This is a genomic window from Arthrospiribacter ruber, from assembly GCF_019343195.1.
Classification (GTDB): domain Bacteria; phylum Bacteroidota; class Bacteroidia; order Cytophagales; family Cyclobacteriaceae; genus Arthrospiribacter; species Arthrospiribacter ruber.
Genome location: NZ_RPHB01000009.1, coordinates 145,244 through 169,996 on the forward strand (window position 1 = coordinate 145,244; position 24,753 = coordinate 169,996).

Below are 24,753 nucleotides of genomic sequence, written 5' to 3' on the forward strand. Positions count from 1 at the left end.
TTATTAACCGGAACCCATTTTCCTGAACCAACACGAACATCAATAAGCATTTAATTCCTTCTGATAACATTCACTCCCCTACCTTTTGTGACTTTTGTCTTCTTTTATGGTTCAAAAAAAGCACTACCTGCCCCAAAGTTCAGGACAGGTAGCACCAAGTTTAACGGTATTTTAAAGTGCAATCAAATGTTACATTCTATCTAGTAAAGACCCTCCGGATACAGGCCCCATCACCCTTTCAAGCCCAACTTTTAGCTGATCAGCCAACTCAGAATAACCACGCTCATTAAGTAGTGGGATAAAGTATTTCAGCATTTCTATACTGATCATGGCCTCCCTGTCAAATTCCCTATCTTCTCTGGTATAGAATTCAAGCATCTGAATGGACTTATGGGAGATTTTTTCCACAATATCCAAGGCCAGATCATCTTCTCCCACCTCAAATAGCAATGGAACCATCTGACCACTGGCCAGATCATAAGGCACTCCTTCGTGAGGCATTTTTTCCAAGCTAAACTTCAGAATTTCTGAAGCCCTATCCATATCATCCTCATCCAGCAATGCAATGGCAATGGCATTGATAGCAGACCTATGATTGGAGGTAAACCTCCTAAACTCATCATCAAAATAATTATCAGGATTATCCATCCCACGGAAAGCAAATTCTTCCATGACATTCTTAAATGCAAGGTCTGAATTGACCAATTCGGAGCGCATGTTCTGTGGCTTACGGACAGGAAGCAACCTGTAGGTCAAACCCTCCATCACGACATAATCTTCAATATCCAATCCTATGGTCGCCAAGGACGTGTTGTTGAAATATATCGGCCTCTCCCAATTGTTGCTCGTAATCAAATCCACCAACATCAGATTCCCACGGGTAAGGTAGTTTCCTTTGACCCTGAGATTCATCTGGTCTGTCATCAAAGGTTCCATTCCTTCTGGAATCAAACCTTTTTCATAAACATCCTGAAGGTCTACATCCAATATCAGATTTTTGGAAGGAACCATATTGTAACTGCTCCTTCCTCCGGCAGTCAATTTCAAGGCATTGCTTTTATTTTTTAGGAGTCTGAGGTATTCCCTAGCTGAAATCGCTTCCAAATTTTGCCGCTCCATGACATAAAGCACATCGTTTGTCCCCTTCTTGTAGTTTTCGTACTCAAGGGAAAACGGCAAACCTTCAGACTCGTATGCCGGACGCGACAGCTGATCCACATACCAGTCAGTGTCAAAATAGCTCAACACCACTACCCTTACATCTGTCCTGAAGCCCTCTACTTCCTGAACATACCACAATGGAAAAGTATCATTGTCTCCTCCGGTAAACAATATGGCATTAGGAGCACAGGAAGAAAGAAAATTCCTGGCGGAATCTACCGAGAAATACCTCCCCTGCCTGTTGTGGTCGTCCCAGTTTTGATTGGCCATCAAAATAGGAACCGGAAATGTGATCAATGTAGCAATTACTCCGGCCACTGCAAGGTTTTTATTGAGTTTGCCTATACCATGAGCCAAGGCCATCACGCCCATACCCACCCAGATGGCAAATGCATAAAAACTACCCACATAAATATAATCCCGTTCGCGAGGTTCTATAGGTGGAGAATTGAGGTACAATACCAGCACCACCCCCATCATCAGGAAGAGCATGGCTGTAACATAAAAGGATTTGGGGTCAAATTTGGCCTGAAAAATCAATCCAATAATTCCCAAAAGTAGCGGAAGCATCAGGTAGTTGTTGTGCGCTTTGTTTTCTTTGATATAATCAGGGAATTTATCAGAGAAAAAATCGGTGATTCCGAGCCATGGGGCATCTGAAAAATCACTTTCCCTACCGGAGAAATTCCACATAAAATATCTCCAATACATGTGACCCAACTGATGGGAGAACATAAAATAAAGGTTGTCTCCAAAAGAGGGCTTCTCCCCTTCTCTTAAACCCAGTTTGGAACGATAAAGCTGCTTGTGCCTTTCCTGTGTGGAATATATCCTTGGAAGAATTGTGGTCCTCGATGGGTCATATTTATTGACAGTGGAATAATCCACGATCTCGTACTTATCTTTCCCTTTGAGGTAAATGGGCGCCCCCTCTTCCTGCTCTATCAGTTCTGCATCAAAATACTGTCCATGCATCAACGGTCTATAACCATATTGCTCACGCTTCAGATAAGACACATAGCTAATGATATCTTTGGGAGCATTTTGGTTGATGACAGTATCCTGATTGGCACGTACGACGATCAATGCATATGATCCGTAACCGATCATGATAAATACCAATGAAACCAAGATGGTATTCAAAATAACTTTTTGGTTTTTGATGGAATAAAGAACGCCGTAAATCAAAGAACCTAAAAACAAGGCTATAAAGACAACAACACCAGATCCAAAAGGCAAGCCAAGACTATTGACAAAGAAAATCTCCATGGATCCTGCCATACTTGGAAGGCCGGGAATAATGATACTGTTGATGATGATCAGTGCCACTCCACCTAAACCCAAGGCAATGATTCCTCCTTTGAGGTCTGGATTTTTATATTTTTTGAAATAATAAATCAGAGCCAAAGCAGGCAATGTCACCAAATTGAGCAAGTGGACCCCTATAGAGAGCCCTACCAGATAGGCGATAAAGATCATCCACCTGTTTTCATCCCTTGGATCCTCTATCACGTCCCATTTCAGAAATGCCCAAATGACAATTGCAGTAAAAAAAGAAGACATGGCATACACTTCGGCCTCAACCGCAGAAAACCAAAAACTGTCTGAGAAGGTATATACCAAAGCTCCCACTATACCTGCCCCCATCAGCGTGATGGTTTGCCCTTTACTTTCTTTACCTTTTTCTACCCCAAATAGCTTCCTGCCAAAAAGGGTTATCGACCAAAAAAGGAACAAAATGGTCAGACCGGAGAAAACAGCACTTCCAATATTCATCCAATAGGCCACCGAAAGTCCATCACCGAAAGCCAAAAAGCCAAACATTCTGTATGTCAAAAGAAAAAACGGAGCTCCCGGAGGATGTGGAACCTGAAGTTTGTAGGATACCGCGATGAACTCTCCCGGATCCCAAAAACTTGCCGTTTCCTCTACTGTAAGCGCATATACCAAAGTAGCTACGACAAAAACCAGCCAACCTGTCAGGTTATTGACCTTCTTATATTCAAGCATTGTTTTTGAAAATAGTTGTGAACGGCGAAAATAAGCAATAATTAATAATTGAGGGGTATTTTAACAGCATTTAAGGGAATGTGATAAAAATTACTGAAAACCCTCTTGTCATTGGGTACATTTGTATCATACTTAAAATCAAAACACCATGAGCGAAAAGCCTAAAACATTCAGCGAACTGATAGATGGAGATACGCCAATATTGGTGGATTTCTACGCCACCTGGTGTGGCCCATGCAAAATGATGCAACCTATTCTGGAGGATACTTCCAGACAATTGGGAGAAGCTGTAAAGATCATCAAAGTGGATGTAGACAAAAACCAGCTCGCCGCCAATAAATACCAGGTCAGAGGAGTGCCTACACTTATACTTTTCCACAAAGGAAAAATCCTCTGGCGTCAGTCCGGAGTAGTACCTGCGCATCAGCTGACCACGATCATCAGACAAAACACACAGGTCACTTCCTGAAATAACACTTAAGTGACAAAAGTCATTTTGACAGATTTGCCTTTGCTTTAATATTGTATCATCAACAAAAATAAAAGAGAAAATCATGATTATAGAACAAATATACACCGGATGCCTGGCTCAGGGAGCCTATTACATTGAGTCAGATGGAGAAGCGGCTATCATTGATCCACTTAGAGAAGTGCAGCCTTATATTGAAAAAGCAGAAAGAAGAGGGGCAAGCATCAAATATGTCTTTGAGACACACTTCCATGCTGATTTTGTATCGGGTCATAAGGACCTTTCGGCCAAAACCGGGGCGCCTATTGTCTTTGGCCCAACTAGCATGAAAATGGGATTTGATGCGATCATCGCAGAAGACGGACAGGAATTCCAACTTGGCAAAGCGAAATTCAGGGTAATCCACACTCCCGGACATACCATGGAAAGCACCTGCTATTTATTGACCAATGAAGAAGGAAAAGAAGAGGCTTTATTCACAGGAGACACCCTTTTCATAGGAGATGTAGGAAGGCCTGACCTGGCCCAAAAGGTAGTAAAAGACCTGACACAGGACAAACTGGCCGGCCACCTCTATGATTCTTTGAGAAATAAAATCATGCCTCTTGCAGATGACATCATTGTCTATCCTGCCCATGGAGCAGGAAGTGCTTGCGGTAAAAACATGAGCAAAGAAACCACGGATACTTTGGGCAACCAGAAGAAAACCAATTACGCCTTGCAGGAAATGACCAAGGAGGAATTTATAAAAGAGGTCACTACAGGACTTACCCCTCCCCCATCCTATTTCCCGCAAAATGTGATGATGAACATTCAAGGGTATGATTCTATTGACGAAGTACTGAACAGAGGTATTAACCCACTCAGTCCTGCTGCATTTGAAGCTGCTGCCAACGAAACAGGGGCGGTACTATTGGATACTCGAGCAGCACAGGTATTTGCAAAAGGTTTCGTTCCAAACTCAATCAATATAGGTATTGACGGTAGTTTTGCCGTATGGGTAGGTGCTTTGATCCCTGACCTGAAGCAGGAGATTCTTATCATAGCTGAAGAAGGAAGGGAAGAAGAGGTAGTTACAAGGCTTGCCAGAGTGGGATATGACCATGCCATCGGGTTTTTGAAAGGCGGTTTTGAAGCTTGGAAAAGCGAAGGAAAAGAAGTGGATACCATCACCTCAATTTCTGCCGGAGAATTGGCTTCCTTGATGGAAAAAGACCAAAACTTAGAAGTATTGGATGTAAGGAAAAATTCAGAATTTCTTAGTGAACATGTATTAGGTGCCGAAAACGCACCTTTGGACTATATCAATGAAAGCATGTCCAAAGTGGACAAAGATAAAACTTACTATGTGCATTGTGCAGGTGGTTACAGGTCTATGATTTTTGTATCCATCTTAAAAGCAAGGGGTTTTGAAAATCTCATCGACGTCAAAGGTGGTTTTGCAGCCATCAAAGACTCCGGTGACATCAAAGTCAGCGACTATGTTTGTCCTACTACTTTGCTGTAAGAGAAGCCGTAGTACATTCGTAAAAACTTTAAAATGGCAGAGACATGAGCTCTGCCATTTTTAGTTTGGAGAATGGTTAAGTGATAATAGTCACAAGAACAAAGATTCAAAATCCTGAGTTTTGAAAATGACAAGGACAGTTTCAGTGTTGGCTTTCCTGATATTTGGCAATTGGGCCCAGGCCAGCGTAGATAGCATTCCACTTACATTGGGGGAGGAGTTGAAAAAAGGTGAAATTGACTTTCACGTTAAATCTTTTTTCATGTCTACGATCAACAAAGGTGAATTGCTCAATTACAGCACATTGGCCGCTGGGGCGGGCATTGGATATACCAGTCCGGAGTGGAAAGGCTTTCAACTGAGGTTTAACGGTTTCTTCACCTTTCAGCTCTTTGAAAACAATATCCGGATTGCAGATCCAAGCACTGGGGCCGGTAACAGGTATGAAATTCTGCTATATGACATGAATGACATCACCAATACCAACAAGCTGGATAGGTTGGAGGAGCTATATTTAAGCTATAAAATCAAAAACCTAAGACTAAAACTCGGACGTCAGAAGGTTCATAGTCCCCTTCTCAACGAACAGGACAACAGGATGCGTCCAAATGTCTTCGGAGGATTATCAGCTACATATAGTCATACAAACTGGAAAGTCACAGGCATGTGGCTATCATCTGTAACCATAAGGGGTACAGTAGATTGGTACAGCATTGAGGATTCATTTGGAGTTTATCCTTTTGGAAGAAATCCACTAGGTGAGCCTTCCGGTTACAAAGGAAATGTATCCTCCAGGGGTATTGGTGTCTTTGGATGGCAGTACCATAAAAGCGGGCTTAGTGCCCAAGCATGGAACTATACCGCCGACCATGTTTTCAATATCAGTTTTGGGCAGGCAGAATACATAAAAACCTTACAAAACGGATCAAAACTACAAGCTGGCATACAAGGCTTCCACCAATTCGCCTTGGGGCAGGGAGGCAATCCTGATATGCAAAAAGCCTATATCATGCCTGATGAAAGCGCAAGCGGAATTGGTGCAAAGTTGGGTTGGTTTTTCCAAAGGCATCAATTGTCCGTCAATTATCTGGGCATCAATGACAAGGGAAGGTTCCTTTTCCCCAGAGAATGGGGAAGAGAAAGTTTCTTTGCCAGTTTACCAAGGGAAAGGTATGAAGGTAGCGGAGACATGAGCGCACTGGTTTTCAAATATGAGCAATCTACCCCTGTGGAAGGTTTATTGATGCAACTGGGAGCAGGGTCGGTATTACATTCCGGTATAGATGATTTTAGATCCAATAAATATGGGATTCCTTCCTACTATCACTTTACCGGCATGGCTTCTTATCAATTTAATGGCTATTTTGATGGCTTAAATATGCAGCTTTTGGTCGCCAACAAAACCGCAAAAGACGGTACTAACGTACCTGACAGATATAGAATAAACAGGGTCGACCTGTGGAATTTCAACTTGATTATGGATTACAAATTTTAATACGAAACAAAAAAACAAATTATATGGAACAATTTATGGAATGGCTGAGACAACCTTGGCCTTGGTATGTAGCAGGCCCACTTATTGGACTTACAGTCCCGGTACTTTTGCTGATAGGAAATAAATCTTTCGGAATATCTTCTTCACTCAGACATGTCTGTGCGATGTGTGCTCCTGCCAACATCCCCTTTTTCCAATATAACTGGAGAAAGGAAATGTGGAACATGACATTTGTACTTGGGATTCTGATAGGTGGAATCGTCGCTTCATCTTTTCTCTCCGATCCCAACACCATTGTAGTGGCAGAATCTACACAAAGAGATTTGGCGGCTTTGGGTATTACCGATTATTCCAAGCTTCTTCCAGCTGAGATTTTCAATTGGGAAAACCTGTTTACCCTAAAAGGATTGATTTTCTTCGTGTTTGGAGGATTTATGGTAGGCTTTGGCACTAGGTATGCCGGAGGATGTACTTCCGGCCACGCCATTATGGGCATCAGTGCCCTGCAGTGGCCATCAGTAGTTGCCACTATTTTCTTTATGATCGGTGGTTTTTTCACCACTCATTTTCTTCTTGGTCCCTTGATGGCTTGGGCAGGATTCTAAAATACTGATACGATGAAAACAAAAGAATCAAAAATTCAAAATAATGACGCTGTATGTGATTCACCAAATATGCAGCAGCAAAGTGAAAATCTTCTTAAATACCTGATCGTAGGTGTTATTTTCGGGATTTTATTTGTCAAAGCTGAAGTTATTTCCTGGTTTAGAATACAGGAAATGTTCAGACTTCAATCTTTCCACATGTATGGAATCATAGGAAGTGCAATTGCGGTAGGTGTCATTTCCATTCAACTGATCAAAAAATTTAATATCAAAACCATGAAAGGCGAAGTGATCGATATCCCCAAAAAAGAATTCCGGAAAGGTCAGATCATTGGCGGATTTTTATTCGGCTTGGGATGGGCTATCACAGGTGCTTGCCCTGGACCATTATATGCTCAGATCGGAACAGGATTTACGGTGGTAGCAGTCACTTTACTTTCTGCTATAGTCGGTACATGGGTATACGGCAGGTTTGCACACAAGCTTCCAAACTGATTTCAAGTTTTTGATATCTTGAGCAAAGAAACTGAAAGCCACCTTTTCCATGTAGAAAGGGTGGCTTCTTCAATCAAACACTCTTTTGATGATAGCTCTGATCATCAATATGGCTACAAATATGACCGAGCCTGCTATTACAAATTCCATAAACTGTTGCTTTCCCTAACAACCTTCTGTTTGTATCATTGTTTTAGATACAATACTTTTTGATCAATTCATCTTTGACTCCTTTTTTGATGGCTTTGTTGGCCAGAAAAAAACCTAGAGGAGAAATGAGTCTGAAAAAGAAACTGTCGATAAAAGAATCGTTCATCCCGGCCAGGATAAAAGCAACTCCCAAATCCTTTGGTATGCCGTTTTTATCGGTCAGTCCATCTTCTGCCAACCCATACATGATTCTGAGTGCATACTCAAAACCCTGATGTCCGGGCTCAATTTTGATATTGAATTCTATAGGCTGGTCTTCGGGATTGTAAAATCCATGCCATTCGTTTTTTTCAACTTTGTAAGATTCTCCAGGATTTAAAATAATAGTTTTACCCCCTTTCTGTTTTAGGCCAAGCTTTCCTTTTACTGCTGTAAAAGTCTCTGTGAAAGTCTTGTGAAGGTGTACTGGATTACCTCCCTTTGGGTTCAATTCTAATAAAAGTTCTGTAATTTTCCCGTTGCTTTCCTTTGCTGTTTGGACAAAAGTGACTTTATCTTTGAACAAAGGATTAACGATTGTTTTTTTCATTTGGCTTATTATTTAGTCAAATCCTAAACTATAAAACCTTTCAAGGAAAACCAATTATTATTCTGTTTTTTCCTTGTAGATTGCGGGCTCAAACCTAAGCTATTGTAATAAATGAACCCACTATCCAAAAGAAGGTTAGCGATCGGCGGCCTGTTTTTTTTGGCAGGACTGAGCTTTGCCTCTTGGGCTTCCCGGATCCCGGATATTCAGATGAAATTCTCCCTATCTGAAGCACAGTTGGGCACCTTGCTATTGGGTTTGCCTATAGGGTCTATGGTGGCACTACCTTTGGCCGGTTGGGCTGCACATCGTTTCGGAAGCAGAATAGTGGTAATCATATCGGCTTTGAGTTATGCTGTTTTTCTTCCGCTTATTGGCTTTAGCGACAGTTTATGGATGCTGATTCCTGTGGTTGTCATTTTTGGAATGATCGGTAACATGATGAATATCTCCCTCAATACCCAGGCCTTGGCCCTGGAGGACAGTTATGGCCGAAGTATTCTTGCTTCGCTCCATGGCCTTTGGAGTCTTGCAGGTTTTACCGGAGCGGGCATAGGCGCAATGATGATTTACTGGGATTTCTTACCCAGACAACACTTTCTGATAATCTCTGTAATCACCATTCTTATCATACTGCTTACCAATAGCTACTTGGTTCAGGACAAAAGAAGCGGGGGAAGTTCCGGAATGGTTTTCAAAAAACCTGAAGGTCTTCTATTGCGGATTGGAGGCATCGCTTTTTTGGGGATGCTGAGCGAAGGCTGCATGTTTGACTGGAGCGGGGTATACTTCAAAAAGGTAGTGGAAATAGAGGCCAGATTTGTAGCCTTGGGATATGTGGCTTTTATGGGAGCAATGGCAGGAGGCAGATTTATTACGGACAGGCTGATCAATAAGTTTGGAAGGATTGTAATTCTTAGGTCAAGCGGCTTCCTGATTTTCACCGGATTGCTCGTGTCAGTAATATTCCCTGAGCCAGTAACTGCTACTGTTGGCTTTCTTCTGGTCGGATTGGGAGTGGCCTCCATTGTACCTACTTCCTACAGTATAGCGGGTCGCTCCAAGGATTATCCTCCCAGCGTGGCTTTGGCGATTATTTCTACCATATCATTCTTTGGATTTTTGATTGGACCACCACTAATTGGGTTTATTGCCGAGCTCCTTTCCCTGAAAGCTTCATTTGTGTTGGTCGCCTTTGCTGGATTTGGGATAGTATTGTTATCCAGCCTTAAAATGGATGTGTTTAGTAGCCTAAATGCACCGGAGAAAACTACTGTCCAATAGGTTTGGTCAAGGACCCAGGAGGAAAATCCTTAGATTTAAGTCTTCCAAGATATTTTTCCAGGATTTTTCCGTTTAGCCTGTAATCTTTGATCACCTGAAGGAGTTCCCTTTTCGGATATCGGATAGTATTGACCGTAGAAAAAGTCAAAACCCCCAGAAATGCTGTAGAATAAACTGAAATTACAGCAGGCAGAAATTCATTGGGATCACTTTGGGAAGTCAAGGCAGTGCCAGTAAGCAAAATAGGCATTAGAAAATAAGATCCACCAGCAATATAATATCCAGTCTTAGCCTCATTTCTTTTCCTGAAGAAAAAATTGACCACAGCCATCAAGGTATCATTTTCCTCAGCTAGGTCGATGAAGTCTTGATGGGTAAAATGCTTGAAAGGCATAGTCGGAATTGGTTTTTGGCCTAAGGCTGACAAGGATAAATTCATAAATAAAAGTAATGTAAGTATACATTTCATAAGGAGAATAATTTTCAAAAGTTAATTTATTACGCACTCATAATCAATAGGCTACGCCAATAAAAAACAATCTGTAGTGCTAAATTTTTGAAATATTCCTAAGTTTAGAAGAAAGTCCCGGTAAATTCCAGGAAAAAGTAGAGGAAAGAAATTTAAAAACCTTGTCAAGTTCAATAATCACCAAATGACCCCAAAGAAGCCCTTTCAATTTGAAAAAGAATTTGAAGTTCTCTCTTTTCAGATCAATCCATCAGGAAAGCTGAGATGGGCATCACTGGGAGACTTACTTCAGGAAACAGCCTGGAAGCATGCTGATAGCCGTGGATTTGGGCAGGAGCTGTTTGAAAAAGGACTGATGTGGGTGCTTTCGAGGTTTCAGATTCAAGTACACCGCATGCCTTCATGGGGAGAGCTCATCACAGTAAAAACTGCTGGCAGGGGAATTTCCGGACTTTTTGCCTTGAGGGAATTTGAAGTGATAGACCAAGCAGGTGAGGTACTCGCTGAAGCCATGTCTGCATGGTTGCTTTTGGATGTCAAAAGCAAAAGACCGAAAAGACCAAGTCAGGTCTTGCCGTCGGAATTATTTGCACTGACTGAAGACGATTCACAATTGCCACCCAAAATCACTTTTTCTGAAACGGGAGATCTTTCCACAGCATTCAACGTCCGAGCTTCTGATCTGGACATGAACAACCATGTCAACAATGTCAGCTATATCAGATGGGTTGAAGATTTCGCTATAGAACAGAAAAAAAAATTCAATAAACTTTGCATCAATTACCTGTCTGAAGCGCGGATTGGAGAGACTGTTACGATCAAAGGGGATTTTAGCCATACAAAAAACATTTTGGCAGGAATTTCTGAAAGTAAGGTGTTTTTTATTGTAGATATAACCTGAATTCTATACATTAAGTTTTTTAGGATTTTAGATTAGAACCAAACATTATCAAAACCTCTGATTTACTGATTTTGACATGAGCGTAGGCTTACTCCTTATTATTATTCTTTTATCCTTGGGCACTGTCAACAGCATTTTTTTGATAGTCAACAAGGGCAAAGGTTACTACCCGAATACCATGTTGGGTTGGTCACTATTGATGTATAATTTATTTATCCTAACCTATTTTTTATGGATTGAGGCAGAATATATTCTGGACAAGCCTCATTTGTTAAGGTCCTTCAGTCCTTTTATGTACCTATGTGCTCCGTTTTTTTATTTTTATGTAAGAAATTCAGTTAAGGGACTTCGGGGACTACAACCTTTAGATTGGATACATTTTATTCCGGCATTGGTTCATTTACTGGAGTTGATCCCGTTTTATTTACTTCCAACAGAAGTGAAACTGGAAATGGCCCAAGCTATCATAGCCTCTCCAAATCAAATCAATTATTTGGGCAGCGGTCTGATTCCTATGTCTTTTCACTACTCGTTCAGAATCTTTCTTCAGACCCTTTACTATATTTATTGTATTCATTTAGTGCTTCAGATCAGACCTGATTTTTTGCAAAGATTCAATATGGATACCTTGAAGGATTGGCTATCCATTGCTATTTTCCTAATGGGCTGGATTGTTTTTTCTAACCTACTCTATGTTTTGCTTGGATATTTCAATTTCGGAGGTAATACTTTTTTCTTAGGGCAAATCACGATTCATATTTCATTGATCGGGATTTTGGTTCTGAATATTTATGTCAACTTCAAGCCTGAAATAGTGTATCAATTTGATCCCCAGAAAGACTTTGGATCAAATCAGAATGAAGTAGGTCAAACTATATCTCTAAGACAGCAAGACGTAACAAAATACCACTCAGAAGTTGAAAAAAATGAACAATTGGTAGCCAAAACAGAGAACAAAACAATAGAAGCATTGAAATACCTTCTGGAAAACGAAAAGATTTTTCAAGAAAAAAGCCTAAACCTCAAGGTTATGTCAGACAGGATTGGTTCCTCTCCAAAAACCCTTTCAACATGCATCAAATTGGCCTATGGCAAGGGTTTCAATGAGATTGTCAATGAAATGCGAATTACTTATGCAGTTGATAAAATTGAAAATGGGTATTTGGATGATTTTACCCTGGAGGCATTAGGAGAAGAGGTAGGCTTCAATTCACGAACAACCTTTTTCAATGCATTCAAAAAATATAAGGGCTGTAGTCCCAGCGAATACTGGAAAAAATTCCAAAATGGAGCATAACACTTGTTATTGTGAAGTTTGACTTTTTACAGGATTTTATAACCAGTAACACTACTTTTTGTTTAAGAAAATTAAGCTATTGTTAATCAAAATACTGCAAAATCTTTACGCAACGATACCACTCCTCAAATATTTTTTTTAACCTTCTTTTTTTAACATAAGCTTTTTGCATTTCATTTTAAATTTTTCGGAGTTCTCTGACTTTGTGTTTCAAAAACGGAATTTGAAACAAATAAAAGTTGAAAATCGGGGTGAGTTTGGTGTGATTTACCAATCATTTAATTCTAAAAATCACCCCCACACTAAATTTCATTTTATGAATTCGTCAGAGATTTTATGTGCCACTTCAAAAAGCCACTATAACTACATGAAAAGTTCAATACTTCAGAATGGTCTCTATACACTTTTTATGGTGTTGATAATTATAGGTTTCATTTTTCCGATGCAAGCTTTTGGACAGGCCGGTACTTTAAAGTTTACAGAAGTAGGCCATCACGGAAATACATTGACTGATGGGGCTGCCGGTTCAACTGACATACCAGGCATTACCTATAATATCTATGGAGTTAATTCGAGTGGAGGGAAAATAGGAAATATCTTGGTTTTAGACTATGCTCCCCCAAGAGAGTCACACTATTTCTTTATTGATGATGGCAGTTGGATGGGATTACCAATAAATAGATTGATAATTGAAAGCGGATCAGGTAATTCGTTTTCTCTAAAAAGCTTCAAAGTATTTGATGAATTAGGCGAGTCTCCAAATTTTTTAATTTCGGGTTTCCGGGATGGAATACCCGTAGCTACACAAACCCAAACCATTAGCCCTGGTGCTTATATTCAGATCAATCTAAATACTGATTTTGAAAATGTTAATAGAGTGGAGATTTCAAATCAGAATGGATCTGTTACTCAATCTTTTAACACTTTTGTATTTGAAAATCCAAGTGTAGTAGTTGCTTTGCCGACCATATCCACCTCGGCTGCATCCTCTATTTTTGCCACAGGAACTACCTTCAATGGCAATGTAACCTCTGATGGTGGAGCCACTGTCACTGCCCGAGGTTTTGTATATTCCAGTTCAAACAATACCCCAACTATAGGGGGATCAGGAGTAACCAATGTGACATCAGGAAGTGGTACGGGTACTTTCAATGAGACGGTTTCTGGATTAAGCCCTTCGACAACTTATTATTTTCAGGCTTATGCCACCAATAGTCAGGGGACGAGCTATGGGGGAGTGGAGAGTTTTACAACTGATTTGGATTGTAGTACTCCACCCGATCAGAACTTTGGGAGTTATGAAGATATTGATTACAGGGGTTCAATAACTTATCAATGCATTACATATACTGGTAGTGATGCTTATGTAGGAATCGGCAACGCAGTTGGCCAAGCAATCACATTAAGTCCACTTTTTTCAGGTAGTGCAGTGGTATTGATAAGTGATTCTCCGGGAGGGTATGTAAGCTTTAATAGTGCAAATCCTTCAAATAATTTTAGAATTGTATCATTTGTGGCAGAATTTTTTGGACATTCCAATGGGCAAGTGTCTGAGGTCTATTCGATTAAAGGGTATGATGATGGAATAGAAGTAGTTAGCGTGACTGGATTTGAGGTAAAAGCCTCTGGGACTTATGGTATTGGAAATGCTGCTATTGGTTATATCAGAGAGGATTTTGATCAAGATGGAAGTAATTCAGGAACACTCACTTTCGGAATAGGTTGGAGTAATATTGATGAGATCAGATTTTTCCCCGAAGATGATGCCCCTTTTAACAATATATATATTGGTTTAGATAATATCAATTTTGAGCCAGCTGAAATTGTAATTTCAGCTCCAAGTGTTAATTCAAACACTGCCTCTTCAATCAATTCGTCGGAAGCCACTTTAAATGGTGATGTAACCTCAGATGGAGGCTCCGCAGTTTCTGCCCGAGGTTTCGTTTATTCCAGTTCTGACAATACTCCAACCATTGGTGAAAGTGGAGTAACCAATGTGGTAGTTGGGAGCGGTACTGGCACTTTCCAAGAGACAGTATCAGGTTTGGAACCTTCGACTACCTACTATTTCCAAGCTTATGCCACCAATTCTGAGGGAACAAGCTACGGGGGAGTGGAGAGTTTCACGACAATAGCTATTCCTTGCACAGGTACCATAACCATTGGCTCAACTGCTTTAGGAGCTGCTTATTCTATCGATGGAGGTGTTCTGAAAACTTCAGGAAATGCAACTGTACCAGCTTCTGTAATTGTAGACTACCTACAAAATACTGGAGATTTGGTCATTGAGTCTTGTGATGGGGATGTTGTGATTCGAGAAAATATACAAATTGCTTTAACAACTTCTAGAACGCTTACCTTCCAATCTTCCAGAGACATTGTATTGACCGATGAGAAAGAGATTACTGCATCAGGTAACAACCTCAATCTAATTTTTTGGGCAGACACTGATGCTGATCAATCTGGAGGAGTTCTCTTTGACTCTAATACAAGTATTTCAAGTAACAACGGTCATATTTGGATTGGAGGTGGGGGCTCCACGGAATTATGGAACGGGTTGACTGTCGGTGACAGCTATGCTGTAGGTCTCACAAATACTGCAACAGGTGTTTCTGAAACTTATGCCGGTATCAATGCTGTTGGAAGCTCAATCAATGCCGGCGAAGGAAACCTGTACCTAAATGGTAAATCCACCCAAACAACGTACAGATTTGGGATTGGAACCAGGATAAACAGGATGGACATGACCGGAAATGACATTACAATTCTCGGCGAAGGTTCACCAAACGCCAACACGAGCTCTGACACCAATAGAGGCAACTGGGGTATAGGAGTAGAAAATACCATTATTACTGGCTCTGGAAACATATTACTCGAAGGCAAAGCTGGAGGACAAAATGCCGGCTCCAATGGAGGTGGAAATCACGGGATTTTCACTAATTCAAATTCTTCAATTATCGTAAAAGGCTCTGGGAATTTAACCCTAATCGGAACTGGAGGAGGCAATCCTTCTATCAGTGCCAACAGCGACAATGATGGTATCCGGCTCAACGGAGGAACCCTGAGGGTTGATACTGGAACATTATTGCTTAATGGTACAACAGGACTTCATGCAAACTCTTCAGATATTGATTATACAAATGGTATTTCAGAATCTAGGGATGATTCAAATGCTTTGGCAGGAGGAAAAATAATTTTGGAAGCCAATGAAATAAATGTTGCAAGCATTGTGAGATTTAGAGGGGATGAAGGCTCTTTAATCGTTAGACCAAGAACTATTAATACGACTATTGGTCTCGGAGGTGCTACAGGTACACTTCAAGTAAGCTCCACTATACTTAGCGAAAACTTTGAAAACGGATTCAAAGAAATAATAATTGGATCAGCAGAAACTGGAAAAATCACAATAGGAGGCAGTACTACATTCAAAGACAACCTGACCCTAAAGTCCTCCGGACAAATCGAAATGTTGGCATCCAGTTCCTTGACAGGTCAGGTAGGAGAAAATGCCTCTTTGGTACTCTGGTCTGATGCAATAGCCAATGGCACAGGCAATATCAACATCAATGAACTTGCCAGCATCAATACCAACGGCGGTCATATTTGGATGGGGTCAGGTCAGGCAGAAGAAATCTGGAATGACCTTACAGGGCCAGAAGGAGCGACAGTTGCCGGATATGCTATCAATGTGGAATCTGCTAGTCTTAACAGTGGTACTGGAGATATAAGGTTGATTGGTAAGAGCACGAATAATTTTGGGATCAGGTTGATCTCCAACAACAGCTCAAATAGAAATGTAGATTTAAACGGAGCAAATATTCATTTGATTGGTTCAAGTGCAAGTACCGCCGCAGGGGCCAGGGGAGTATCACTTTCCACCTCAGGAAGTGGTGGATCCGAATTAAATGTTTCTGCTACAAATTCCATTTTTGTCCAAGGGGAACTGCCAACTACCAACGGCAACCCTATTCACATCGTCGGTGGTGGCGGAGGTTTGATTACCCTTGATGCCCAGGGAGGTAACATAGACCTTACTGCTAATAAAATCAATATCAATGGAACTGCTACCCTAATATCAGAAGACGGGAAATTAAACATTTACCCTATTGACCCCAACACCTCTATTGGTATTGGAGGGACTGCAGGAAGTTTATTGCTTTCTTCAAATAACTTCAGTACCCATTTTGCTGATGGGTTCTCGGAAATAATTGTAGGGAATAATCAAACCGGGCTTATAACATTAGAAGGAGACATTACTTACCATGATCCTTTAACTATTAAATCCAATGGGAGCATCATTTTTAATTCAAATGCTAATGTAAGCAGCCCATTTGCCAATAATTTGAAATTATGGAGCCGTGCAAGTGGTAACAATGAAGCAACCGATGCTAATTATGGCAAAGTATGGATGCTTCAAGGTTCTTCAGTTAATTCAGGCGGTGGAGATATAATTATGGGTGGAGGTTCTGATCCTTTGGTAGGTTTTGCTTTTGGAGATTCAAGCGTTCCTTCTACAGATGAAAATTCTGCACGAAATCGTGGAGTGACAATCAATGGCTCAATAAATGCAGCAGGAGGAAATATTACAATTAATGGTAAAGCATCGAACAGCGTTTCAAATGGTAGAGGGGTAAGCATTGGAGCAACGATAAAAACTTCAAACAATGGCAATATCACGATAAATGGAATTGCTAGAGGTATTTCGGATGCTATTGCCTTAGGTGATAGTTGGTTTAACCCTAGTGCAATTGGTATTTTGGAAAATGAAAACGGATACATTTTTCTTGATGGCAAACCAACTGCATCAGCGAGAAATGGGATCAATGTTTCAACACCAGGTTCTTTTATCAAAACTGGTGGAAACTTCACTGCACTAAGTACCGGAAGAATTTCAGCTTCATTAGGGGGATTGATCATTGGAGGGGACTCCAATTTAGAAGCAACTGACAATATTACTTTATCGCATGAAAGCAATGATTTCGGCGGTAGTGTTTCGGTGTCAAGTGCAGCAAACCTCCAGATTTTTGGTCAAAATGAATTGGTACTTGGAGAGATAAGTGTAAGCGGTTTGATTGACATTTCTACTCTTGGAGGAGACTTAAAAATCAACCAAAGTATCACCACTACCAATTCCTCCACAAATGCCATTCAATTAATTGCAGATATCAATAAGTCAGCAGGTGATCCTACTGGTGGCAATATCTTAATCACTGGAAATCCAACGATAACTGTTGGACCAGGGGGCACTGCCAAACTTTTCTCAGGAAGTATCTCTGATAGTGAAGGATTGTCAGATTTGGTTTCAATAGAAAATATCCGCTACAACTCAGATCCAAGCCTGATAGAAGGCGATCCAATAGGTGATGGAGTTTATGTGATATTCAGGGAAAAAGATTGTCTAAATCCTGATAATGCAGGGGAAATCACCGGTACTCAAACGATTTGTTTTGAAACTGCCCCAACAATTTTCACCAATAACCAAAGCCCTAGTGGAGAAACAGGAACCTTGGAGTTCATGTGGCAATTCACTACCCTAGATCCATCAGGTCTAGGCTTTGATGACAGCAATTGGACAGACATATCCAATTCAAATTCTGCATCTTACCAAAGCAGCACATTAGCAAATACTACTTGGTTTAGGAGATTGGCAAAAGTGGAATGCGAAAGTGACTGGAGCAAAGCATTACCTTCTAATTCAATAGTGGTGACAGTAGATGAAGCTACAGTTTCCGGCCACATCACTGGACAAAATTCCATCACCTATGGAGAAAGTACAGGGGATCTGGTTCTTTCAGGAAACATAGGAGAAGTAATCAAGTGGCAAAGAAGACAAGGTGACAGTGGAACGTGGATGGACTTAGCTATAACTTCTAAAGTGTACGAAGAAAGTCCTGCTGAAACTGGAACCTGGTATTACAGAGCAGAAGTAAAAAGCGGAGTCTGTAATTCAGTTTTCACAGATGCTTTTGAAGTTGAAGTAAGTAAAAAGGAACTTTTGATTTCAGGTAGTTTTACAGCTCTTGACAAAATTTACGATGGGTCGGAAGCAGCTGTATTTAACACCAATAATTTGAGCTTATCCGGAATTGCAGGAAGTGATGATGTTTCCCTTGACAATGTTGTTCTGAAATTCAACTCCCCTAATGTTGGAGAAAATAGGTCAGTTCAGATTTCTTCTGCGGGATTGTCCGGCACTCGAGCTGACAATTACACACTTAGCCTGATAAACGCCCCTACAAGCACCGCTGACATTACACCTGCTAGCATCAGCGTAACTCCAGATAGCAATCAATCAAAAATATATGGAAGCATTGATCCAATATTCACCTATACCTTCAACGGCCAAGTCCAAAATGAGACACCTTCATTAATAGGTAATCTTGGCAGGAAAAGCGGTGAAAATGTCAACAACTATAATATTAACATTGGAACCTTGGCTTTGGAAGATAATGGAGACTTCCTGGCTAGTAATTACAAAATCGAATTCACCGACAACATTACTTTCCAAATTACTGCAAAACAGTTATCTGTAATCGTAGATACCGGACAAAGCAAGGTTTACGGAGCGGCAGACCCTGTCTTTACTTTCAAAGCAACAGGTTTTGAGAACGGAGATGATGAGGATGTAATTTCCGGAGCCTTGGCAAGAGCCACAGGTGAAAATGTAGGCAACTATGCCATCAACTTGGGAAGCTTAAGCGCAGGAGACAATTACGACATTGACTTCAACAGTGCTGACTTCACCATCACCAAAAAGACACTCGTAATCAATGCGGATGCAGGACAAAGCAAGGTTTACGGAGCGGCAGACCCTGTCTTTACTTTCAAAGCAACAGGTTTTGAGAACGGAGATGATGAGGATGTAATTTCCGGAGCCTTGGCAAGAGCCACAGGTGAAAATGTAGGCAACTATGCCATCAACTTGGGAAGCTTAAGTGCAGGAGACAATTACGACATTGACTTCAACAGTGCTGACTTCACCATCACCAAAAAGACACTTGTGATCACTGCCGATTCAGGACAGAGCAAAGTTTACGGAGCAGCAGACCCTGTATTTACCTTCAAAGCTTCAGGTTTTGAAAATGGAGACGATGAGGATGTGTTGACTGGAACATTGTCCAGAGCCGCAGGGGAGAATGTAGGCAACTATGCCATCAACCTAGGAAGCCTTAGCGCAGGTGAGAACTATGTGATCGACTTCAACAGTGCTGACTTCGCTATCACCAAAAAGACACTTGTCATCACTGCCGATGCAGGACAGAGCAAAGTTTACGGAGCAGCAGACCCTGTCTTTACCTTCAAAGCAACAGGTTTTGAAAATGATGATGACGAGGATGTGTTGACTGGAACATTGTCCAGAGTCGCAGGTGAAAATGTAGGCAACTATGCCATCAACCTGGGTAGCTTAAGTGCCGGAGACAATTACGGGATTGACTTCAAGGGAGCGGATTTCGCTATCACAAAAGCTACCTTGACAGTTACAGCTGAAGCAGGTCAATCCAAAATCTACGGTACAGCAGATCCGGTATTCACCTTCAAAGCTTCAGGTTTTGAAAATGATGATGACGAGGATGTGTTGACTGGAACTTTGGCCAGAACCGCAGGAGAAAATGTAGGTAACTACGCCATCAACCTGGGAAGCTTAAGCGCAGGAGACAATTACGCGATTGACTTCAAGGGAGCGGACTTTGCGATCACCAAAAAGACACTCGTAATCACTGCGGATGCAGGACAAAGCAAAGTTTACGGAGCAGCAGACCCTGTCTTTACTTTCAAAGCAACAGGTTTTGAGAACGGAGATGATGAGGATGTAATTTCCGGAGCCTTGGCAAGAGCAGCAGGGGAGAATGTAGGCAACTATGCCATCAACCTGGGAAGCTTAAGTGCCGGAGACAATTACGAGATTGACTTCAAGGGAGCTGACTTCACCATCACCAAAAAGACACTTGTGATCACTGCCGATGCAGGACAGAGCAAAGTTTACGGTGCAGCAGACCCTGTCTTTACCTTCAAAGCAACAGGTTTTGAAAATGGAGATGATGAGGATATGCTTTCCGGAACCTTGGCAAGAGCAGCAGGAGAAAATGTAGGCAACTACGCCATCAACCTGGGAAGCTTAAGTGCCGGAAACAATTACGAGATTGACTTCAACGGGGCTGACTTTACCATCACCAAAAAGACCTTGGTCATCACTGCCGATGCAGGACAAAGCAAAGTTTACGGTTCAACAGATCCTGTATTCACTTTCAAAGCAACAGATTTTGAAAATGATGATGATGAAGATGTGTTGACTGGAACTTTGGCAAGAACAGCAGGTGAGAATGTAGGCAACTATGCCATCAACTTAGGCAGCCTGAGCGCCGGAGACAATTATGCCATTGATTTCAATGGAGCGGACTTCACCATCACCAAAAAGACCTTGGTCATCACTGCCGATGCAGGACAGAGCAAAGTTTACGGTGCAGCAGACCCTGTATTTACCTTCAAAGCTTCAGGTTTTGAAAATGATGATGACGAGGATGTGTTGACTGGAACATTGTCCAGAGTCGCAGGAGAAAATGTCGGTAACTACGCCATCAATTTGGGCAGCTTAAGTGCAGGAGACAATTACGAGATTGACTTCAAGGGAGCGGATTTCGCTATCACAAAAGCTACCTTGACAGTTACAGCTGATGCAGGACAGAGCAAAGTTTACGGAGCAGCAGATCCTGTCTTTACTTTCAAAGCAACAGGTTTTGAAAATGGAGATGACGAGGAGGTACTTTCCGGTGCCTTGGCAAGAGCCGCAGGTGAAAATGTAGGCAACTATGCCATCAACCTAGGAAGCCTTAGCGCAGGTGAGAACTATGTGATCGACTTCAACAGTGCTGACTTCGCTATCACCAAAAAGACACTTGTCATCACTGCCGATGCAGGACAGAGCAAAGTTTACGGTGCCGCAGATCCTGTCTTTACTTTCAAAGCAACAGGTTTTGAAAATGATGATGACGAGGACGTACTTACTGGAACCTTGGCAAGAACAGCAGGGGAAAATGTAGGCAACTACGCCATCAATCTGGGAAGCTTAAGTGCCGGAGACAATTACGAGATTGACTTCAACAGTGCGGACTTCACCATCATCAAAAAGACACTCGTAATCACCGCAGATGCAGGGCAAAGTAAAGTTTACGGAGCAGCAGACCCTGTATTCACCTTCAAAGCAACGGGTTTTGAAAATGGAGATGACGAGGAGGTACTTTCCGGAGCCTTGGCAAGAGCCGCAGGTGAAAATGTAGGCAACTATGCCATCAATCTGGGAAGCTTAAGTGCAGGAGACAATTACGAGATTGACTTCAACAGTGCTGACTTTTCCATCACCAAAAAGACACTCGTAATCACCGCAGATGCTGGACAGAGCAAAGTTTACGGTGCCGCAGACCCTGTATTCACTTTCAAAGCAATTGGTTTTGAAAATGATGATGATGAAGAGGTGTTGACTGGAACTTTGGCAAGAACAGCAGGGGAAAATGTAGGCAACTATGCCATCAACTTGGGAAGTTTAAGTGCAGGAGACAATTACGAGATTGACTTCAACAGTGCTGACTTTACCATCACCAAAAAGACCTTGGTCATCACTGCCGATGCAGGACAAAGCAAAGTTTACGGTGCCGCAGACCCTGTCTTTACTTTCAAAGCAACAGGTTTTGAAAATGGAGATGACGAGGAGGTACTTTCCGGTGCCTTGGCAAGAGCCGCAGGTGAAAATGTAGGTAACTACGCCATCAATTTGGGCAGCTTAAGCGCAGGAGACAATTACGAGATTGACTTCAAGGGAGCTGACTTTACCATCACCAAAAAGACCTTGGTCATCACTGCCGATGCAGGACAGAGCAAAGTTTACGGTGCAGCAGACCCTGTATTTACCTTCAAAGCTTCAGGTTTTGAAAATGATGATGACGAGGATGTGTTGACTGGAACATTGTCCAGAGTCGCAGGAGAAAATGTCGGTAACTACGCCATCAATCTGGGAAGCTTAAGTGCAGGAGACAATTACGCGATTGACTTCAAGGGAGCTGAATTTACCATCACCAAAAAGACGCTTGTCATCACTGCGGATGCAGGACAGAGCAAAGTTTACGGAGCAGCAGATCCTGTCTTTACTTTCAAAGCTTCAGGTTTTGAAAATGATGATGACGAGGATGTGTTGACTGGAACTTTGGCCAGAACCGCAGGTGAGAATGTAGGCAACTATGCCATCAACCTGGGTAGCTTAAGTGCCGGAGACAATTACGGGATTGACTTCAAGGGAGCGGATTTCGCTATCACAAAAGCTACCTTGACAGTTACAGCTGAAGCAGGTCAATCCAAAATCTACGGTACAGCAGATCCGGTATTCACCTTCAAAGCTTCAGGTTTTGAAAATGATGATGACGAGGATGTGTTGACTGGAACTTTGGCCAGAACCGCAGGAGAAAATGTAGGTAACTACGCCATCAACCTGGGAAGCTTAAGCGCAGGAGACAATTACGCGATTGACTTCAAGGGAGCGGACTTTGCGATCACCAAAAAGACACTCGTAATCACTGCGGATGCAGGACAAAGCAAAGTTTACGGAGCAGCAGACCCTGTATTCACTTTCAAAGCAATTGGTTTTGAAAATGGAGATGATGAGGATGTAATTTCCGGAGCCTTGGCAAGAACAGCAGGTGAGAATGTAGGCAACTATGCCATCAACTTGGGAAGCTTAAGTGCAGGAGACAATTACGAGATTGACTTCAAGGGAGCTGACTTTACCATCACCAAAAAGACACTCGTAATCACCGCAGATAACAAGAGCAAAATCTACGGCGAAGAGAATCCTGCACTAACCTTTACTTACTCCGGGCTGGTCAATAATGATCAGAAAATTGATAATGAACCTGTAATCTCTACCACAGCCAATCAAAGTTCCAATGCAGGAACTTACCCTATCCTACTAGAAGGGGGATCAGATGAGAATTACAAAATCACCTTAGAGAATGGAACCTTGACGGTAGGCAAAAAGGCATTGACTATTACTGCTGATGACAAAGTCAAAGTATATGGTGATGAAAATCCAATCTTGACCTTTACCTATACAGGGTTGGTCAATGGGGACACTCGCATCAGTACGGAGCCGAAAATCTCCACTTCTGCAAATCTTCATTCGAATATTGGTACTTACCCAATCGAACTGATCGGAGCGGAAGATGGCAATTACACCATAACTATAGAAAGTGGCCAATTGGAAGTCTCTCCTGCAATACTTGAGCTCACAGTGGACCATGGACAGTTTAAAATATATGGTACAGAAGATCCTGTATTTACATTCACTGCTGTCGGATTTAAGTTAGAGGACAATAAAGACCTGCTTAGTGGCACATTGGAAAGAATTGAGGGTGAAAATGTCGGGAATTACCCAATTCAGTTAGGTTCCATCTATGCAGGAGACAATTACACCATCACCTTCACAGGAAATGAATTCAGTATTATCCCTGCAAGGTTAGAAGCTGTAATCAGTCCGGCAGATGTGGAGACAGCATGGAACAGCTCACCGGAATTGCCACAAACCATCACCATAATGACTGAAGATGGAAGATTCCTGGAATTTGAAGTTACCTGGGACCTTGCCAACCTCAATCTCCTTTCACGAGGAGAATACGAAATCTCCGGCTCAATCAAGCTACCGGAAGGGGTATTGAATGAAGAAGGACTGAAAGGAATCCTTAAAGTTAGGGTACTCGCAAAACCTGCTCCTGAAGACTTATTGCTAAGCAACAATACATTTGAAGGTTCGGCAACAGAGTTCTTCATCCATGTGGGAGGTTTCTCTGTAGTTGATCCAATAGATGAAACCCATGTGATAGCACTGGCTGGGGATGCAGGGGACAACAGGTACTTTGAAATCATCGACAAAATGCTCTTCTGGAGCAGTGCAGAACAGGTTGAAGGTAGAAATGAATTCACGGTCCATGTTCAAGTAAATGACAGAGACGGAAATATACTGACCAAAACCTTTGAGATTAGAAGAGTGAGAAAATCGGTTTCTGACATTACAGTCTTCAACAGCTTCACTCCAAACGGAGACGGGGTAAATGATACATGGGGCATCCCTGACCTGAGATTTTATCAAGGTGTCACTATAAGGGTATTTGAAAGAAGTGGCCTACAAGTCTTTGTCACCAACAATCCAGACCACAGATGGGACGGAACCCACAACGGAAAAGAACTGCCGGTGGGCTCCTACTATTGGGTCCTTGAAGTTCAGGAGACAGGTGAATCAAGAAGAGGCATACTCAACTTGATCAGAAAATAAGACTATTC

12 protein-coding genes are annotated in these 24,753 nt (G+C 41.8%); 9 read left to right on the plus strand and 3 right to left on the minus strand.

Features of this window, described 5'->3' with window-relative positions; genetic code table 11:
* Positions 1-189: 189 nt before the first annotated feature.
* Positions 190-3,171, minus strand: a complete 2,982-nt coding sequence (locus tag EGN73_RS18210) for a glycosyltransferase family 117 protein (protein WP_219293050.1) — start codon at positions 3,169-3,171, stop codon at positions 190-192.
* A gap of 148 nt (positions 3,172-3,319) precedes the next feature.
* Between EGN73_RS18210 and trxA the strand changes: the two genes are divergently transcribed.
* From trxA to EGN73_RS18235, 5 genes are all read left to right on the plus strand, one after another.
* Positions 3,320-3,640, plus strand: a complete 321-nt coding sequence (gene trxA, locus EGN73_RS18215) for a thioredoxin (RefSeq protein ID WP_219293052.1) — start codon at positions 3,320-3,322, stop codon at positions 3,638-3,640.
* Positions 3,641-3,725: 85 nt separating this feature from the next.
* Positions 3,726-5,147 (plus strand): MBL fold metallo-hydrolase, encoded by a 1,422-nt coding sequence (locus tag EGN73_RS18220; protein ID WP_219293054.1) that lies wholly within the window; start codon positions 3,726-3,728, stop codon positions 5,145-5,147.
* A gap of 127 nt (positions 5,148-5,274) precedes the next feature.
* Positions 5,275-6,642: an OprD family outer membrane porin gene (locus EGN73_RS18225; protein WP_219293056.1), complete on the plus strand. Its 1,368-nt coding sequence runs from the start codon at positions 5,275-5,277 to the stop codon at positions 6,640-6,642.
* Between the two features lie 23 nt (positions 6,643-6,665).
* Complete coding sequence (locus tag EGN73_RS18230; protein ID WP_219293058.1) at positions 6,666-7,247, plus strand: YeeE/YedE family protein; 582 nt, start codon at positions 6,666-6,668, stop codon at positions 7,245-7,247.
* Positions 7,248-7,259: 12 nt separating this feature from the next.
* Complete coding sequence (locus tag EGN73_RS18235) at positions 7,260-7,742, plus strand: DUF6691 family protein (RefSeq protein ID WP_219293060.1); 483 nt, start codon at positions 7,260-7,262, stop codon at positions 7,740-7,742.
* 193 nt (positions 7,743-7,935) lie between these two features.
* Here the strand turns inward: EGN73_RS18235 and EGN73_RS18240 are convergent, their stop codons facing one another.
* Positions 7,936-8,481 carry a cupin domain-containing protein gene (locus tag EGN73_RS18240; RefSeq protein WP_219293062.1) on the minus strand — a complete coding sequence of 182 codons (546 nt, stop codon included), beginning with the start codon at positions 8,479-8,481 and terminating at the stop codon, positions 7,936-7,938.
* 111 nt (positions 8,482-8,592) lie between these two features.
* Between EGN73_RS18240 and EGN73_RS18245 the strand changes: the two genes are divergently transcribed.
* Entirely contained in the window at positions 8,593-9,765 is a 1,173-nt protein-coding gene (locus tag EGN73_RS18245) for an MFS transporter (protein WP_219293063.1), read from the plus strand.
* Here EGN73_RS18245 and EGN73_RS18250 read toward each other — a convergent pair.
* Complete coding sequence (locus EGN73_RS18250) at positions 9,752-10,159, minus strand: hypothetical protein (RefSeq protein ID WP_219293064.1); 408 nt, start codon at positions 10,157-10,159, stop codon at positions 9,752-9,754. The genes EGN73_RS18245 and EGN73_RS18250 overlap by 14 nt on opposite strands.
* Positions 10,160-10,418: 259 nt before the next feature.
* Between EGN73_RS18250 and EGN73_RS18255 the strand changes: the two genes are divergently transcribed.
* The 3 genes from EGN73_RS18255 to EGN73_RS18265 all read left to right on the plus strand — a co-directional run bounded on the left by EGN73_RS18255 (position 10,419) and on the right by EGN73_RS18265 (position 24,745).
* Positions 10,419-11,135, plus strand: a complete 717-nt coding sequence (locus tag EGN73_RS18255; RefSeq protein ID WP_219293065.1) for an acyl-[acyl-carrier-protein] thioesterase — start codon at positions 10,419-10,421, stop codon at positions 11,133-11,135.
* A 76-nt stretch (positions 11,136-11,211) separates the two neighbouring features.
* Positions 11,212-12,432 carry a helix-turn-helix domain-containing protein gene (locus EGN73_RS18260; protein ID WP_219293066.1) on the plus strand — a complete coding sequence of 407 codons (1,221 nt, stop codon included), beginning with the start codon at positions 11,212-11,214 and terminating at the stop codon, positions 12,430-12,432.
* A gap of 367 nt (positions 12,433-12,799) precedes the next feature.
* Positions 12,800-24,745 carry an MBG domain-containing protein gene (locus tag EGN73_RS18265; RefSeq protein WP_219293067.1) on the plus strand — a complete coding sequence of 3,982 codons (11,946 nt, stop codon included), beginning with the start codon at positions 12,800-12,802 and terminating at the stop codon, positions 24,743-24,745.
* The last annotated feature ends 8 nt before the right edge of the window (positions 24,746-24,753 follow it).

Bases quoted from the DNA above. Each gene is read 5' to 3' on its own strand.
- EGN73_RS18210 (WP_219293050.1), bottom strand. From the start codon at position 3,171: ATGCTTGAATATAAGAAGGTCAATAACCTGACAGGTTGGCTGGTTTTT.
- trxA (WP_219293052.1), top strand. From the start codon at position 3,320: ATGAGCGAAAAGCCTAAAACATTCAGCGAACTGATAGATGGAGATACG.
- EGN73_RS18220 (WP_219293054.1), top strand. From the start codon at position 3,726: ATGATTATAGAACAAATATACACCGGATGCCTGGCTCAGGGAGCCTAT.
- EGN73_RS18225 (WP_219293056.1), top strand. From the start codon at position 5,275: ATGACAAGGACAGTTTCAGTGTTGGCTTTCCTGATATTTGGCAATTGG.
- EGN73_RS18230 (WP_219293058.1), top strand. From the start codon at position 6,666: ATGGAACAATTTATGGAATGGCTGAGACAACCTTGGCCTTGGTATGTA.
- EGN73_RS18235 (WP_219293060.1), top strand. From the start codon at position 7,260: ATGAAAACAAAAGAATCAAAAATTCAAAATAATGACGCTGTATGTGAT.
- EGN73_RS18240 (WP_219293062.1), bottom strand. From the start codon at position 8,481: ATGAAAAAAACAATCGTTAATCCTTTGTTCAAAGATAAAGTCACTTTT.
- EGN73_RS18245 (WP_219293063.1), top strand. From the start codon at position 8,593: ATGAACCCACTATCCAAAAGAAGGTTAGCGATCGGCGGCCTGTTTTTT.
- EGN73_RS18250 (WP_219293064.1), bottom strand. From the start codon at position 10,159: ATGCCTTTCAAGCATTTTACCCATCAAGACTTCATCGACCTAGCTGAG.
- EGN73_RS18255 (WP_219293065.1), top strand. From the start codon at position 10,419: ATGACCCCAAAGAAGCCCTTTCAATTTGAAAAAGAATTTGAAGTTCTC.
- EGN73_RS18260 (WP_219293066.1), top strand. From the start codon at position 11,212: ATGAGCGTAGGCTTACTCCTTATTATTATTCTTTTATCCTTGGGCACT.
- EGN73_RS18265 (WP_219293067.1), top strand. From the start codon at position 12,800: ATGAAAAGTTCAATACTTCAGAATGGTCTCTATACACTTTTTATGGTG.